This window comes from Pseudoalteromonas sp. SCSIO 43095 (assembly GCF_023650455.1).
Classification (GTDB): Bacteria; Pseudomonadota; Gammaproteobacteria; order Enterobacterales; family Alteromonadaceae; genus Pseudoalteromonas; species Pseudoalteromonas tetraodonis.
On sequence record NZ_CP087995.1, the window covers coordinates 2,444,783 to 2,460,264 of the forward strand.

13 protein-coding genes and 1 pseudogene are annotated in these 15,482 nt (G+C 40.7%); 5 read left to right on the plus strand and 9 right to left on the minus strand.

Going from position 1 to position 15,482, the window contains the following annotated elements:
- Positions 1–5: 5 nt before the first annotated feature.
- Complete coding sequence (gene radC / locus LOC50_RS11515) at positions 6–680, minus strand: RadC family protein (protein ID WP_013465906.1); 675 nt, start codon at positions 678–680, stop codon at positions 6–8.
- Positions 681–821: 141 nt separating this feature from the next.
- Here radC and coaBC point away from each other — a divergent pair, with 141 nt between their 5' ends.
- The 4 genes from coaBC (at position 822) to LOC50_RS17490 (ending at position 6,194) form a co-directional block, all read left to right on the plus strand.
- The gene (gene coaBC / locus LOC50_RS11520; RefSeq protein WP_036980221.1) at positions 822–2,015 is read left to right on the plus strand and encodes a bifunctional phosphopantothenoylcysteine decarboxylase/phosphopantothenate--cysteine ligase CoaBC; all 1,194 of its coding nucleotides are present in this window, start codon (positions 822–824) and stop codon (positions 2,013–2,015) included.
- Between the two features lie 224 nt (positions 2,016–2,239).
- On the plus strand, positions 2,240–2,827 hold the full coding sequence (gene slmA, locus LOC50_RS11525) for a nucleoid occlusion factor SlmA (protein ID WP_036980222.1): 588 nt from the start codon (positions 2,240–2,242) through the stop codon (positions 2,825–2,827).
- A gap of 234 nt (positions 2,828–3,061) precedes the next feature.
- Positions 3,062–5,809 carry a S9 family peptidase gene (locus LOC50_RS11530; protein ID WP_250653247.1) on the plus strand — a complete coding sequence of 916 codons (2,748 nt, stop codon included), beginning with the start codon at positions 3,062–3,064 and terminating at the stop codon, positions 5,807–5,809.
- A 214-nt stretch (positions 5,810–6,023) separates the two neighbouring features.
- A complete protein-coding gene (locus LOC50_RS17490) occupies positions 6,024–6,194 on the plus strand; it encodes a Fic family protein (RefSeq protein WP_350309920.1) in 171 nt (56 codons plus the stop codon).
- 121 nt (positions 6,195–6,315) lie between these two features.
- On the opposite strand, the gene LOC50_RS11535 is transcribed toward LOC50_RS17490, so the two are convergent.
- On the minus strand, positions 6,316–7,500 hold the full coding sequence (locus tag LOC50_RS11535; protein ID WP_250653248.1) for a BaiN/RdsA family NAD(P)/FAD-dependent oxidoreductase: 1,185 nt from the start codon (positions 7,498–7,500) through the stop codon (positions 6,316–6,318).
- Positions 7,501–7,947: 447 nt separating this feature from the next.
- Between LOC50_RS11535 and LOC50_RS11540 the strand changes: the two genes are divergently transcribed.
- The gene (locus LOC50_RS11540; protein ID WP_250653249.1) at positions 7,948–10,077 is read left to right on the plus strand and encodes a S8 family peptidase; all 2,130 of its coding nucleotides are present in this window, start codon (positions 7,948–7,950) and stop codon (positions 10,075–10,077) included.
- Positions 10,078–10,148: 71 nt separating this feature from the next.
- Here the strand turns inward: LOC50_RS11540 and LOC50_RS11545 are convergent, their stop codons facing one another.
- The 7 genes and pseudogenes from LOC50_RS11545 to rplU form a co-directional block, all read right to left on the minus strand.
- The gene (locus tag LOC50_RS11545) at positions 10,149–10,622 is read right to left on the minus strand and encodes a peroxiredoxin (protein WP_250653250.1); all 474 of its coding nucleotides are present in this window, start codon (positions 10,620–10,622) and stop codon (positions 10,149–10,151) included.
- A gap of 74 nt (positions 10,623–10,696) precedes the next feature.
- Positions 10,697–12,127, minus strand: a pseudogene (locus LOC50_RS17495) (methyl-accepting chemotaxis protein); the annotation flags it as partial.
- A 77-nt stretch (positions 12,128–12,204) separates the two neighbouring features.
- Positions 12,205–12,579, minus strand: coding sequence for a DUF3718 domain-containing protein (locus LOC50_RS11560; RefSeq protein WP_054201942.1), 375 nt, complete (start codon positions 12,577–12,579; stop codon positions 12,205–12,207).
- Positions 12,580–12,661: 82 nt separating this feature from the next.
- On the minus strand, positions 12,662–13,153 hold the full coding sequence (gene folA / locus LOC50_RS11565; RefSeq protein WP_171034710.1) for a type 3 dihydrofolate reductase: 492 nt from the start codon (positions 13,151–13,153) through the stop codon (positions 12,662–12,664).
- Positions 13,154–13,225: 72 nt separating this feature from the next.
- Positions 13,226–14,377 (minus strand): Obg family GTPase CgtA, encoded by a 1,152-nt coding sequence (gene cgtA / locus LOC50_RS11570; RefSeq protein WP_013465920.1) that lies wholly within the window; start codon positions 14,375–14,377, stop codon positions 13,226–13,228.
- A 154-nt stretch (positions 14,378–14,531) separates the two neighbouring features.
- A complete protein-coding gene (gene rpmA / locus LOC50_RS11575; protein WP_008114963.1) occupies positions 14,532–14,789 on the minus strand; it encodes a 50S ribosomal protein L27 in 258 nt (85 codons plus the stop codon).
- Between the two features lie 16 nt (positions 14,790–14,805).
- Positions 14,806–15,117 carry a 50S ribosomal protein L21 gene (gene rplU / locus LOC50_RS11580; protein WP_004587921.1) on the minus strand — a complete coding sequence of 104 codons (312 nt, stop codon included), beginning with the start codon at positions 15,115–15,117 and terminating at the stop codon, positions 14,806–14,808.
- Between the last annotated feature and the right edge of the window lie 365 nt (positions 15,118–15,482).

A 15,482-nucleotide genomic window follows, 5' to 3' on the forward strand; every position in this document is an offset into this window, starting at 1 on the left:
TAAACTCAAATCAGTCCCCGTTCGGCAAACGAAACACTACTTTCACCACCAATAATAATATGATCCAACACATTTATGTCGACTAATTGCAGTGCTTGGCACAATTTATTGGTAATGAGCTTATCGGCCTGACTCGGTTCTGCAATACCACTGGGGTGATTATGTGAAAAAATCACCGCCGCCGCATTATTTTTCAGTGCCGCCTTTACCACTTCACGCGGATATACACTGGCTGCGTTAATTGTGCCGTAAAATAATATTTCATCTTTTAATAAACGATTTTGACTATCAAGGTACAACACCATAAATACCTCTTGCTGCAATCCACGCATTTGCAGCGTTAAATAGTCATAAACGGCTTGTGGAGAGTTAAAAACGGCGTCGCGCACAAAGCCCTCTTGCATGTAACGCTGGCTTAGCTCAAGTACTGCTTGTAGCTGAACATATTTAGCCATTCCCAAGCCTTTTTGCGCACAAAATTCATCCATACTGGCATTAAACAAATTATGCAGGGTTTTATTTTCGTTAATCAAATGCTGCGCCAACTCTATGGCATTCATGCCGGGTAGGCCCGTGCGCAAAAATATAGCTAATAGTTCAGCATCAGAGAGTGCCTTTGCGCCCTTTTCTAGCAGTTTTTCTCGCGGGCGGAGCGAATTAGGTAATGACGTTAATTGCATGATTCATCCTTGAAAGATTACTGTACTGTATAACTGTAATGCAAAATCAAAAATTAGCGCGATAAAACGCATTTTATTTTAGCTGTCACGCTCAAAATTTGTTATTTTGGCCACCATATTTTATAAAATTGATGAACAACCATGATTAATTTAACAAATAAAAAAATAGTGCTGGGTATTAGCGGTGGAATTGCAGCGTATAAATGTGCTGAACTCGTAAGACGCTTAAAAGACCATGGTTGTGACGTTAAAGTTGTAATGACTGAATCAGCAAAACATTTTATCACCCCGCTAACCATGCAAGCTGTGAGTGGTGAAATGGTGTCTGACTCGTTGCTAGACCCATCAGCCGAAGCCGCTATGGGGCACATTGAATTTGCAAAATGGGCTGATTTAATTTTAGTTGCCCCTGCCACCAGCAATATTATTGCGAAAATGGCCGCAGGGATTGCTGACGACTTGCTCACGACTTTATTACTGGCGACCCCCGCAAAAGTAGCCATAGCGCCGGCAATGAATCAGCAAATGTACGCTCACCCTGCAACGCAAGCTAATTTAGCCACTTTAAAAGCACGCAACGTTGCTATATGGGGGCCAGGCAAAGGCGAGCAAGCTTGTGGTGATGTCGGTGCTGGGCGAATGCTTGAACCGCATGAATTAGTGAGCTTATGCACTGAGCCTGCTAAACCTGCGCTATTGGCAGGTAAAACAATTACAATTACTGCAGGTCCAACTCGTGAACCTCTCGATCCTGTTCGTTTTATATCAAACCACAGCTCTGGAAAAATGGGCTATGCACTGGCGCAAGCTGCGTTATCATTCGGCGCACACGTAAACTTAATTTCAGGCCCGGTAACTATTACAGCACCGCAAGGCGTTAATTTAATTAATATAGAAAGTGCTGAACAGTTACTGCATGAGTCACTCAAATATGCGCCTCACTCAGATGCCTTTATTGGTTGTGCCGCTGTGGCCGATTATCGTGCAGCAAGTATCGCCACGCAAAAAATGAAAAAACAAGGCGATGAACTCACTCTTAGCTTAGTTAAAAACCCAGATGTAATAGCCGCGGTCGCAAACCTCACACAAAACCGCCCTTACACCGTCGGCTTCGCCGCAGAAACGCAGAACGTTGCTAATTACGCAAAGGGGAAACTAACCAATAAAAACCTCGATATGATTTGTGCTAACGATGTATCGCACAGTGATGTAGGCTTTAATTCAGAGCGCAACGCACTCACCCTTTATTGGCAAAATGAACAACTCGACTTACCTGAAACCAGTAAAATAGAAATAGCGGTTAAAGTGATCGAACAGCTTGCCAAGCGATTATAAAAAGGCTGGAAACAAACTGAATAAAACATTAACATGATGACGCCTTGTGGCCTTTTAGTGTAATTTTACTGCGCTAAAATAGCTTAACGCTTGCGCATTACTAATGTATCGCTGTAATACGTGCAAAAACACCCCATTGAGTATTGCGCGCTGTAACACTTGGCACAAAGCTGTGTTATCGCACATTTATGTTGAAAAAAATAACTATTAAAAAAGGAATGTTCATGCCTGCGACAAAAAAGAGTAATCGCAAAGAGCAAATACTGCAAGCACTCGCACAAATGTTAGAAACCAGCCTAGGCCAGCGTATTACAACAGCCAAACTTGCCGCAGAAGTTGGCGTATCTGAAGCCGCTCTTTATCGTCATTTTCCTAGCAAGGCGCGCATGTTTGAAGGGTTAATTGAATTTATTGAAGACACGCTGCTATCACGTATTAATCTTATTTTAGATAACGAGAAAGAAAGCAAAGCGCGTGTTTACAACACCCTATTACTGCTGCTAACGTTTGCTGAAAAAAACCCAGGCATAACCCGTATATTAACAGGCGACGCTCTACAGGGTGAACAAGAGCGACTTCGTGAGCGTGTACAAGGCTTGTTTGAAAAGCTAGAAACCCAATTCAAACAGATTCTTAGAGAGCGTAAATTACGTGAAGGTAAAAACTTTCAAAGTGATGAACTGACGCTAGCTAACTTTTTGCTTGCCTACGTTGAGGGTAAAATGAACCAATTTGTGCGCAGTAATTTTAGTGCACGACCTAGCGAGCAATTTGAAAAACAATGGCTAGAGCTTCAAAAAATTTGGTTATAAGATTCGAAGTAACACCTTGTTAGTGATGCTAACAAGGTGTTAAATTAACCACTTCCACTGTTATTTTTTACCGATGCTAAACACCTCGCATCCCGTGGCCCGAAAATCTAACCTTTTACCTTTTACCTTTTATTTTTAACTTCTCATCTCTGCCCTGCTACCACTTATCGTATCTACTCGAATTGTTATTAAAACTCGTTACAATAAAATAATGTTAAAAAACGAGAATCTATAATGAAAACACAACTCACTCTTGTAGGCTGTGCACTTATTACCAGCTTAACGAGCGCCAGTGCTTTAGCTAATAAGCCATTAGAATTTAAAGATGTATTTGATTTTAAATCTGCAAAAGGCACGCAGCTTTCTGAAAATGGTCAAATCCTATCTTTAAGTGCAACCCCTTATCGCGGGGATGCTACAGGGAAAGTCTACTCACTCAATAGCAATAAGCTTATTGCTGAGGTGGAACGAGGAACCCGTCCTACCATTAGCAAAATGGCAAACTGGGTCGCATTTACGCAGGTGCCTACTCTGCTTGAAAAAGAAACCACTAAGAAAAAAAGTGACTTAAAAAATAACTTAGTATTAGTGAACACCCAAACCGGTGAGCAGCAAAGCTTTAATAATGTAAAAGATTACGTGCTAGCTAATAACGGCCAGTGGCTGGTCTATCGCAAAAATGAAAACGCTGAAGAAGACGATAAAAAACTCGACAACGATAGCACTATTACTGCCGACAAAAAAGATAAAAGCTATCCGCTGGTTATCATCAACTTAAGTGATAAGCGCACTCATACTCTTGAAAGTGCCTTTACCTATGGCATTAGTGCCACCAGCGATCAGCTATTGGTGAGTCAAAGCTATGTTGATGGCGGCAATAATCAAATTACTTTATTCTCACTCGATGATTTTACCAGCACCGTGTTAATTGATGAGCCCGGTGTGGTTGCTAGCAAAATAGCCTGGCACCCGATCGAAAAAACCGTTGCGTTTACCTTAGGCAACTATGTAAACGATGATAAGCGTCGTCGTCAGTACGAATTAACGCTGTGGCAAAACGACACGCTAACCACTGTGCAATCACCTAACCCAGAATGGTTAATGGGCAAAACCGCGACATTAACTTGGGCCGAAGATGGTACACGTTTATACTTTGAAAACCGCCCAAAACTCACTGCAAAAGTTAAACAAAAAGAATACACAGATGAGTCATCACTGTATGACTTTGAGGTAATTCGCGACCATAAAGGGCTAAATGTATGGCACAACAATGATGCACAAATAAAACCGCGCGAAGAACAGCAATGGAATGAAAATAATAAAAATCGTCATTACACTGCGGTATACCATGTAAACTCACAGCAAGTCGTTCAGTTAAGCACGCCAAATATGCCTGAGCTGGCGCTTAATACTGAGCGTGCCACGTCATTGTTAGGCTACTCAAATTTAGCGCATCTTGAAAAAGTAATGTATGGCGGTTTTTTTGCTGACTACTTTGCTGTTGATATAAACACGGGTAAACAGACTTCTATCATTAACGACTATCCATTTAGGCCGAGCCTTGCACCCAATGGGCAGTTTGCTGCTTACTTTGATAATAACCAAGTACAGCTTAAAAACTTAGGTAATAATAAAGTGAGCGTACTCAGCAAGGCGATTAACGCCACGTTTGCCGATGACAAACACGACTATCCATCCAAGCAGCCTGGTTATGGTTTTGCAGGCTGGCTGAACGATAGCAGCGAAATACTGGTTTACAGCAAATACGATATTTGGTCATTTAACGTCAATACCAAGCAAGCTAAACGCTTAACTAATGGTAAAAAAAGTAATACGCAATACAGAGTGATCAAACTTGATAAAAACCAAGTAGGCTTTAACAACAATGATACGCTCCTGCTTTCTGCAATTAATTTACAAAGCAAGCAAAGTGAAGTGGCAAAACTTAATTTAGCAACTCTTGAAGTCACTAAATTACTTACAGGTAATAAGCGCTTTGATGTAGTTAAAAAAGCCAAAAATGCCGATAAATACTTATTTACTGAGCAAACCTATCAGCAATTTCCAGACATTTATCAAACAGACTCTAACTTTAAACAACCACAACGCGTAACTAACCTTAACCCTCAGATAAGCAACTTTGCTTGGGGACAAACACCTGAACTCATTAGCTATAAAGGCTTTGATGGTGAAGATTTACAAGGGGTATTAATCAAGCCTGCCGGTTATAAAAAAGGCGATAAAGTGCCTGTTGTGGTGTACTTTTACCGCTACATGAGCCAGCGCATGTATGACTTTCCAAAAATGGAATTAAATCATCGCCCTAATTTCCCGATGTTTACCTCAAATGGCTACGCCATCTTTTTACCTGATATTCGCTTTGAAATAGGTCACCCTGGTAAATCCTCAACTCAAACCATGATCAACGCCACACAAAAGCTGATTGATTTAGGTATTGCCGATGCTAATAAAATAGGCTTACAAGGCCACTCTTGGGCGGGTTATCAAAGTGCATTTATGATCACCCAAACTGATATGTTTAAAGCAGTGGTATCGGGCGCGCCAGTATCAAACATGACCAGTGCTTACAGTGGCATTCGCTTAAAATCTGGACTTGCACGCCAATTTCAATACGAAACAGGGCAAAGCCGTATTGGTAAAAATTTATTTGAAGCACCTGAGCTTTATATTGAAAACTCGCCAGTCTTTTTTGCCGATAAAGTAAACACGCCTATTTTGATTATGTTTGGCGACAAAGATGATGCGGTGCCATGGCATGAAGGCGTGCAATATTACTTAGCGCTTCGTCGCGCAGGTAAAGACGCAACCTTTTTACAATATGAAGGTGAACCGCATCACCTAAAACAATTTCCAAATCAGGTCGATTTTTCAGTGCGTATGATGCAGTACTTTGATCATTACCTTAAAGGCAAACCAGCCGCTAAGTGGATGAAAGAAGGTGAAGCGTTTATCGAAGAGTAACCACTAGAAGTTAAAAACCCCGACTGCACTGCGTGATATCGGGGTTTTTAACTATGTAACCTGAACTTTGGTTAAGAGATTTACTAACGTATTGAATCAAAATTGATATTTATATTTATTTTCTCTAGCCAGAGATTTCCAGTGAAAACAAGGCGAAATTACGCGTCAATAACTGCTTGAGATAGATTTATTATCCAGAGTTCAGGTTAAATATATTTATCCAAAGCGAAAAGCCACTAAACCGACAAGAGCTACAAATTTACTTGGATTAAAAGACCGTAAACATTTTAGAGAGCGCTACTTAAAGCCAGCCATTGATGCTGGAATTATAGAAATGACTATTCCCGAAAAACCAAATAGCAAAATGCAAAATGCAGCAGTATAAACTTACCCAGACGAGTTAAAAGCTTAAGTTATAAACAGAGCAGGAATAAACGCCACCTCAAAGATGAAGTGGCGTGTTAATACGCTTTTTCCAGCGAAATTTTATAATTGATTAAAAACGACTACGCGTACTGCCCGGCGGCAAATCCACAGCTCCACGCGTATTGAAAATTATAGCCTCCTAGCCAACCCGTTACATCGGTCACTTCGCCAATAAAGTATAAGCCTTTAGCTTTTTTAGCCTCAAATGTCTTTGAGCTCAACTCGTCGGTATCTACGCCGCCTAAAGTAACCTCTGCGGTTCTGTAACCCTCGGTACCATTTGGTTTAATTTGCCACGCATGAATATAATCAGCAAGCGCATCTATTTGGCCATGCGTTAGTTGATTAATATTACAATCGGGAATGGCGTTACTGGCGTGGAGTATTTCTACAAAGCGCTTAGGTAGGATAGTCGCGAGGCTATTTTTCAACGATTTTTGCGCTTGTGTTTCTCGCCAATTAGCTAGCTGTTGCTTTAAATCTAGTTCAGGCAGTAAATTGATCGTTACCGCCTGACCTGCTCGCCAAAATGAGCTTATTTGCAATATAGCAGGCCCAGATAGCCCACGATGAGTAAATAAAATATTCTCTTTAAATACGGTGCCATCTTCGCTTGCAACTTCACAAGGAATACTAATACCCGAAAGCCCTTCAAAACGGTCTTTATCGTGCTGATGTAAGGTAAAGGGAACTAGAGCAGCCATAGTCGGCAATATCTTTAGGCCAAATTGCTCTGCAATTTTATAGCCGATTGGCGTAGCACCCAGTTTAGGCATGGTTAACCCACCCGATGCAACCACAAGCGACCCACAAGTAAGTGTTTCTTGTTCAGTGGTCACACTATAGCCGGTGGCTGTTTTAGCGACATTTAACACTTCGCTGCGCAGTTTAATAGTAACGCCCGCCCACTCACACTCGGTTAGTAAAATATCAACAATGTCTTGTGCGCTATTGTCACAAAATAATTGCCCGAGTGTCTTATGGTGATATGCCAAACCATGTCGGTCTACAAGCTCTACAAAGTCGTGCTGCGTGTAGCGACTTAAGCACGATTTTACAAAATGGGGGTTAGCGCATAAATAGTTGCTAGGGCTTGCATTTTCATTGGTAAAATTACAACGCCCACCGCCACTAATTAAAATTTTACGTCCTGGCTTTTTACCCATATCAAGTACTGTGACGCTTCGGCCGCGATACCCTGCTTGTGCCGCACACATTAAACCAGCGGCTCCGGCACCAATCACTATCACATCAACGTGAGTCATTTAGTTATCTCTTAAAAACTTTTGTGAATTATAACAAAGTTTCAATAATAACCAGATAGCCAGAGCGTGTTTATCTTGAGCGTAAACAGGATGCGTAAGCTTTGCTCGATTTTTACTTAGTCCACAAGGTTACAAATCGCGCGCCGCGGTTAATCTCTTCCTAGATTGAACTTATTTTAATCCGCAAAGGTCAACCCCCCTTTTTTATTATTTTTAATTTATCAATAAAAGTTAATTAATAATAAAAAACCCAAAAAAAATATAATACATTAGGATTATTAATAATATAAATACAAATACAAAACAACTGAAAGCGCACTAAATACGCGGTTATAACTAAATGAAATAGGTACATACGTATTTAATATTTCAAAGTGGTTAACAGATAATTTACCTTTGTACCCGCTTTGTGGATTTTCACAAATAATAATAAAACTAAGGGTAATTATGACTTCTAATAATTCATTCAAAAAATGCGCTGTTGCGCTAACAATAAGTACACTCTTTGCTGCCAGCTCAAGCATGGCTAACCTAGCGCAAGCAATCGCACCTTCAATGGCAGAAACCTCAGCCAAGTTACAAAATCAAGGTGGCTTTGAGACTCAATTCATCATTAAATATAAAAATAACAACGATATGATGAGTACCTCAACCGCTGATGTATCACCAGCAATGATGAATAAAAAAGCGCAAAGCTTTGTAAAAAACTTCACCTCAAAAAAAGGCAAAGTTAAAGCTAAGTATGTTCGCGCAATGGCACTCAATAACCATCACGTAATGCGTGCCGATAAAAAACTAAACGCCGAAGAAGCCCAGCAGTTCATGCAAGAAATGGTTAATTCGGGTAATGTTGAATATATTGAAGTCGATCAAATGCTAAAACCATTTGCGACACCAAATGACCCGCGTTTTGATGATCAATGGCATTACTATGAGCAAGCCGGTGGACTTAACTTACCAACAGCTTGGGATACGGCAACAGGCAGTGGTGTGGTTGTCGCTGTGCTTGATACGGGCTACCGCCCTCACGTTGATTTAAACGCTAATATTTTACCAGGCTACGATATGATCTCTAATCTATCAGTCGCCAATGATGGCAATGGCCGTGACAACGATGCTCGCGATCCAGGGGATGCAGTTGCAGCTGGTGAATGTGGTAATAACGGTGCACAAGGCTCTAGTTGGCATGGTACTCACGTTGCAGGCACTGTCGCTGCAGTAACAAATAACGGTGAAGGCGTTGCTGGTGTTGCTTATGACGCCAAAGTAGTACCAGTGCGTGTATTGGGTAAATGTGGCGGTTTAACCTCAGATATTGCTGACGGTATCATTTGGGCCTCAGGTGGTAATGTATCGGGTACATCAGCAAATGCTAATCCTGCTGATGTAATTAACATGAGTTTAGGTGGTGCGGGTGCATGTAGTTCAACCACGCAAAATGCCATAAATACTGCTCGTAACAACGGCACAGTTGTTGTTATTGCTGCAGGTAACGATAACGATAATTCTGCAAACTACAACCCAGGTAACTGTAATGGTGTTGTTAATGTTGCATCGGTTGGCCGTAATGGTGGCCGCGCTTATTACTCAAATTACGGAAGTAATATTGATATGGCAGCACCGGGTGGCGCGCAAAGCTTTGCCAATGACTCTGAAGGTGTTTTATCAACTTACAATTCAGGTTCAACAACACCATCAAGCGACAGTTATGGCTTTTCGCAAGGCACCTCAATGGCGGCTCCTCATGTTGCGGGTGTTGCTGCACTGATCAAACAAGCAAAACCAAACGCGACTCCTGATGAAATAGAAAGTATTTTAAAAACAACCACTCGTCCATTTTCTTCTACGTGTACCAGCTGTGGTACAGGTATTGTTGATGCGGCCGCTGCGGTTGCTGCAGCATCAGATGGTACACCGCCAACAACGGGTGATAACGAACTTGTTGATGGAGAAGTCAAAACCGGTTTAAGCGGTGCGGCAAGTGCACAAGACTTTTACACTATGACAGTACCAAGTGGTGCAACCAATGTTACTTTCACTATGAGTGGTGGCACAGGGGATGCTGACTTGTATGTACGTGCAGGTAGTAAACCAACCACAACCACTTATGATTGTCGTCCATATAAAGGTGGAAACAGTGAAGAATGTTCTATTGATAATCCAACAGCCGACACTTACCATGTAATGCTGCGTGGTTATTCAGCCTACAGTGGCGTGAGTTTAGTCGGTAACATTACGGGTGGTTCAACAGGTGGTGGTTCAGGCACTCCTCAAGCAGGTGGTGGCACAGTGTCTGATATCACAGCAAATGCAGGTCAGTGGAAACATTACACGCTAGATGTACCGGCGGGTATGGCAAGCTTTACTGTTACAACGTCAGGCGGCACCGGTGATGCAGATTTATTTGTAAAATTTGGTAGCCAGCCAACAAGCTCAAGCTATGATTGTCGTCCATATAAAAATGGTAACGCCGAAACTTGTACTTTTAGTAATCCTCAAGCGGGAACATGGCACTTAAGTGTTAATGCGTATCAAACATTCTCTGGTTTAACGCTAAGCGGTCAATACCAGCCATAAAACATCCTCTTTAGATAAAAAAAGCCAATACACTGTATCGGCTTTTTATTCTCTGATTAAAGTCGTCAGTGTTAAAGCTTGGCTAAAACAGCTTCAGCACTGCTTATTACAAACTCTTTGCCTTGTTCTACAAATAGACCAGTAACAACACCATTATCAACAACCATCGCGTATCGTTTTGAGCGTATTCCACCAAAGCCTGCGGTATCTTTTTCAAGCCCTAAAGCACAAGTAAAACTAGCATCACCGTCTGCAAGCATATCTATATGTTCTGCATTTTGTGACTCACCCCACGCTTTCATCACAAATGCATCGTTTACCGATACACAATAAATAGCGTCAATTCCCTTGGCCTTAATTTTATCAGCCAAGCTAATATATCCAGGTAAATGAGCATTCGAACACGTTGGTGTAAAAGCGCCTGGCACTGCAAATAACACGACTTTTTTATCTGCAAATAATTCATTGCTTGTCAGTGTTTGCATACCGTCATCGGTTAGCTTAGATAGACTAACTGCGGGTATTGTTTGACCTTGATCAATCATGTTAAATCCTTTGGGTAACTACGTAGACTTTTAGCATACAGGTTAATATTTACGGTTTCGAGTTTATACCGAGATTAAACTGCATCACTGTCTAAACCCAATCCCTTTTTAATTGTTGCCATTTGCAGCGCTAGCTGCGAGCGAATATCAGACACCAACTAACTCAACTCATTTACTTGGCTTTTCTTATTATGCATTGATTGAGTAAAGTCACTAAGGAAATTGCTTTGCTGTTTTGCAAGCTCCATTGCTTCAACTGCAACTGTGTTTGTCTGCTGAGCATTATTTGCGACCCCTTCCGAGTTTGCTTGAAGCTCTTGGGCATTTTCGGTTTGTAATTGGGCATCCTCAGTTAACGCATTAATTTGTGAGTAGACCATTTGAGAGTTCTCACTTAATAACGCCAGCTGATCGTTAATCTCTTTTAACGAACCTTGGGTTTGCATGGCTAATTGCCTTACTTCATCAGTAACCACCGCAAAACCTCGGCCTTGCACGCCGCTCAGTAACTCTTGCACACTGTGCATACCTTGTTCAATACGTTGCTGTGTATCAGAACTCGCATTAAGCATATTTTTAGCAAAACCAACACTTTGCTGCATTGCCTCATAAGTATTTTATGCATTTTCAGCAGCCTGCGCGTTAATATGATTAACCTGCTCACCTATGTGTTGAATATTTACTAGTAAACTTTCATTTTTAACAACTGTTTTAGGATTATTCACTGTAATATTTTTTAACTCATTACTTTCGATTAAAAATGCAAACCCATCTCGTAGTTGCCTCAAAGGCTGTAAAACCTGTTTACGTTGCACCCAATAAATACCAAAAGCTAATATTACTAAACCACCTATTGCGATTCCGAACACCCAAAATACTTGTTGTTTAACGGTATCTTGCTGCGCTTTTAATGTTTGCTCTGCTTCAATCACTGTTTTTGATAACACGCTAATTTGTTCACGTAACTCATTCGTTCCAGAATTACGCTGCTTTGCTTGTGATAAAGTACTGCTTAAATCGCGCAAATAACGTTTAGGCCAACTCACCAACTCCGCTTTTATATCAGCATCCAGATCTTCTGGCTCTTCATCTACAAATAAAGCAAATTCATCAACCTCATTCATCACTCCTAAATTAGGCAACTGTGCAATTTTTGCAGCGAGTAAGTTTAAATTTTTTACACTTTGTTGCAGGCTTTTTTCAATTTCAGGCTGGTAATCATTTAGCAGTTGATAGGTCGATAAAGATAAATTAACCACTTCACTATAATAGTCACTCGCCAACTTATTGTAGCTTAGAGCATGGCTACTTTGAGTTGAGGCTTTTTGTACATAATTTATAAGCGATGACGCTGAGCCCGCCATTTGTCTCAGTGCATTGTCTAAAAGCGCAGTATCGTTACCTGAGAGCTTTCCTAGAGCTCTGTATTTACCGTTAATGTCTTTATTTAGTGAAAATAGCTGTGTTGAAAGGCGCACTTCTAACTCAGAGGGAAGGATAGATAAAAGCTCAATGGAAGGATGTTTTAGGTAATTAATAAAAAACCGCGTATAAACGCGGTTTTTTTAAATTAAGCTTTTAATTAAAGGCCTGCGCGGTCTTTAATAATAGGGATTAAAGGTGATCCTGCATGATTTGCCTCAGCCCAGGCTATATCGGCACCATCTTCAAGTGAGCTCTTTGATAAGTTTTTAACAATGTACTCACCCGTATCAACCGCATTACTTGCAACAGCGTGACGCAATAAGTTATTACCATTACAGAAAACTGCATCATAGATATTACGAACTTTCACACGTGAACTTTTTAATTTGCTACGCAGACGGTTTTTATCATCACCAGCAATGTATTCACAGATTGAAACAGCTAACTGATCATTAGCGCTTGCAGGCGCAGTATAAGCGAACGAACCTGCTGCAATAGCAGCAATTACAACTAGCTTCGGTAATTTAATCATTGACTGGATACCTTATATCAATACTTTTTTCGTACTCGACTGTTTAATATTGTACCAACACGCTCAGATTTTGGCAATAATGTTAAGAAATTTTATTCAAAGTTACGAACTTATAACTATATTTATTTTTATCATCGGGCGTCATCAACATTTCATCTTCAATTTGCCAGTTTGCAACACTTTTATAATCAGGAAATTGTGTATCTCCTTCAACATCTAAGTCTATAAAGGTTAAATACAAGCGCTGCGCCTGCGCTAAAAACTGCTGGTAGATGTTTCCGCCACCAATTATCATCACCTCTGCAACATCATTAACAAGCTCAAGTGCAGCTTCTGGTGTGGTTACTGTTTCAATTCCTGATGCGTGATAGTCTTTATTACGAGTAATAATAATATTACGTCGCCCAGGTAACGGTCGGCCTATTGATTCAAATGTTTTGCGCCCCATAATAACGGGTTTACCAGAGGTTACTTTTTTAAAGTGCTGAAGGTCACCAGGTAAATGCCATGGCATTTTATTATCTAAGCCAATGACACGGTTGTTTGCCATTGCTGCAATCATTGAAATTATCACACTAAACACCTAATTCTTTATTATTAAAAAAATAAAAAAGGAGCGTTAGCTCCTTTTAAATATAAACAATTATTAACGCTCGTAGACAACTTCTACGTCGTAATCATCTTCATCCCAATCATCCCAGTCATCATCATCGCCTTTAGTGGCTTTTTGATGGTAGGTATCCCACTTAAATTCAACCTCTTCGTCTGCCACTTCTACAAACTTCTCTTTAGGCATGTTATCAAGTAGCGTCATGATGTCGTGAATTAATGGCTGCGTATTTAATTTATTAATTGCAGCAATACTGTAAATATTTTCAGACTCACCCAACTCTTCTGCAATTTGCTCACATAAGGCTTTGGCTTCATCTTCAGGCAATAAATCAATTTTATTAAATACTAACCAGCGTGGCTTTTCAGCGAGCTTAGGGCTGTACTGGTGTAGCTCGTTGATGATTGCAAATGCATTATCAACAGGGTTAGAGCCATCAACTGGCATTACATCTATAATGTGTAAAAGCACACGACAACGCTCTAAATGCTTTAAGAAGCGAATACCTAATCCCGCTCCCTCTGACGCGCCTTCAATCAAACCTGGAATATCAGCAATTACAAATGATTTGTTTGCTTCAGGACGAACAACCCCTAAGTTAGGAATCAGCGTAGTAAATGGATAATCAGCTACTTTAGGTTTTGCAGCTGACACACTGCGGATAAAGGTTGATTTACCTGCATTTGGTAACCCAAGTAAGCCGACATCAGCCAGTAGCATTAGCTCTAACTTAAGGTTACGTACTTCACCCGGTGTGCCAAGTGTTTTTTGACGTGGAGCACGATTAGTACTTGATTTAAAACGCGCATTCCCCAAGCCATGGAAACCGCCTTTTGCAACCACAATTCGTTGACCATCTTGGGTTAAATCCCCTAATGATTCCTGTGTATCAACATCAATAATACGTGTACCAACAGGCACTTTAACGATCAGGTCTTCACCTTTCTTACCCGTACAATTACGGCTTTGACCGTTTGTACCGCGTTCTGCTCTGTGAAAACGCTCAAATTGATAGTCAATAAGGGTATTTAAGTTTTCATCAGCTTGTAGATAAACACTACCACCGTCTCCACCGTCACCGCCATCAGGTCCACCATCTGGAACATATTTCTCACGACGAAAAGACACGATGCCGCTGCCACCGTCACCAGCTTCTGCGCGAATTTCTACTTCATCTACAAACTTCATGATTACTCACTTTAGGGATTGGCTTGTTAATAACTCTATTATATACCTAAGTGGCCTATAGAGCACACTGAGCATAAAAACACTTGGGTATATATTTAAACATGCTTAAAACAAAAAACCCCGCAAAGGCGGGGTTTTTTAACTACCTTACTGATTACTCAGCTACGATAGTTACGTATTTACGGTTTAAAGGACCTTTTTGTTCAAACTGAACTTTACCATCTGCTTTTGCGAAGATAGTGTGGTCTTTACCGATACCTACGTTTGCGCCTGGGTGGAAACGAGTTCCACGCTGACGAACAATGATGCTACCCGCTAGAACTGATTCGCCACCAAAACGCTTAACACCTAGGCGTTTGCTTTCTGAATCGCGACCGTTACGAGTACTACCAGCTGCTTTTTTATGTGCCATTTCTAAGTACCTCTAATTAAGCGCTAATGCCAGTGATTTTAACTTCTGTGAACCATTGACGATGGCCCATTTGCTTACGAGAATGCTTACGGCGTCTAAATTTAACAACCTTAATCTTCTCACCGCGACCGTGTGAAACAACCTCAGCTGTTACTTTACCACCGTTTACGAACGGTACACCAATCTCGATCTTCTCACCATCAGCAACTAAAAGTACTGAATCAAATTCAACTGCTGCACCAGTTTCAACGTCTAATTTCTCAAGACGAATTGTTTGACCTTCAGTCACACGGTGCTGTTTACCACCACTTTGGAAAACCGCGTACATAATTAACTCCGTCTGTGCGCCCTCAAATCGACGCAACTAAAATATTCTTCAATAGGGCGCGAAGTTTACGCTAATGCGTAAAAACTAGCAAGCCTCTTTTTGTAATTAAATGAATAAAAAGTAGCTGCATTGAGAGCAATTCAATATTTCCCCTATTTTATATTAAAATCCCCCTTTGCCAAGCGCTTTTTAACGGTTACAGAAAATAAATTAGCAATAGCAAAGCGAGCCTATGTAGTTCAATTAACCACCAAGGGTGATTCAAAATTAAACCAGGGTGTTTAATCAATTATTCACAAGGTTAATAGGTCATTTAACCTAATTAAGGGTGTTTTTTTAAGGAATCATCACAAAATATCGAGCTA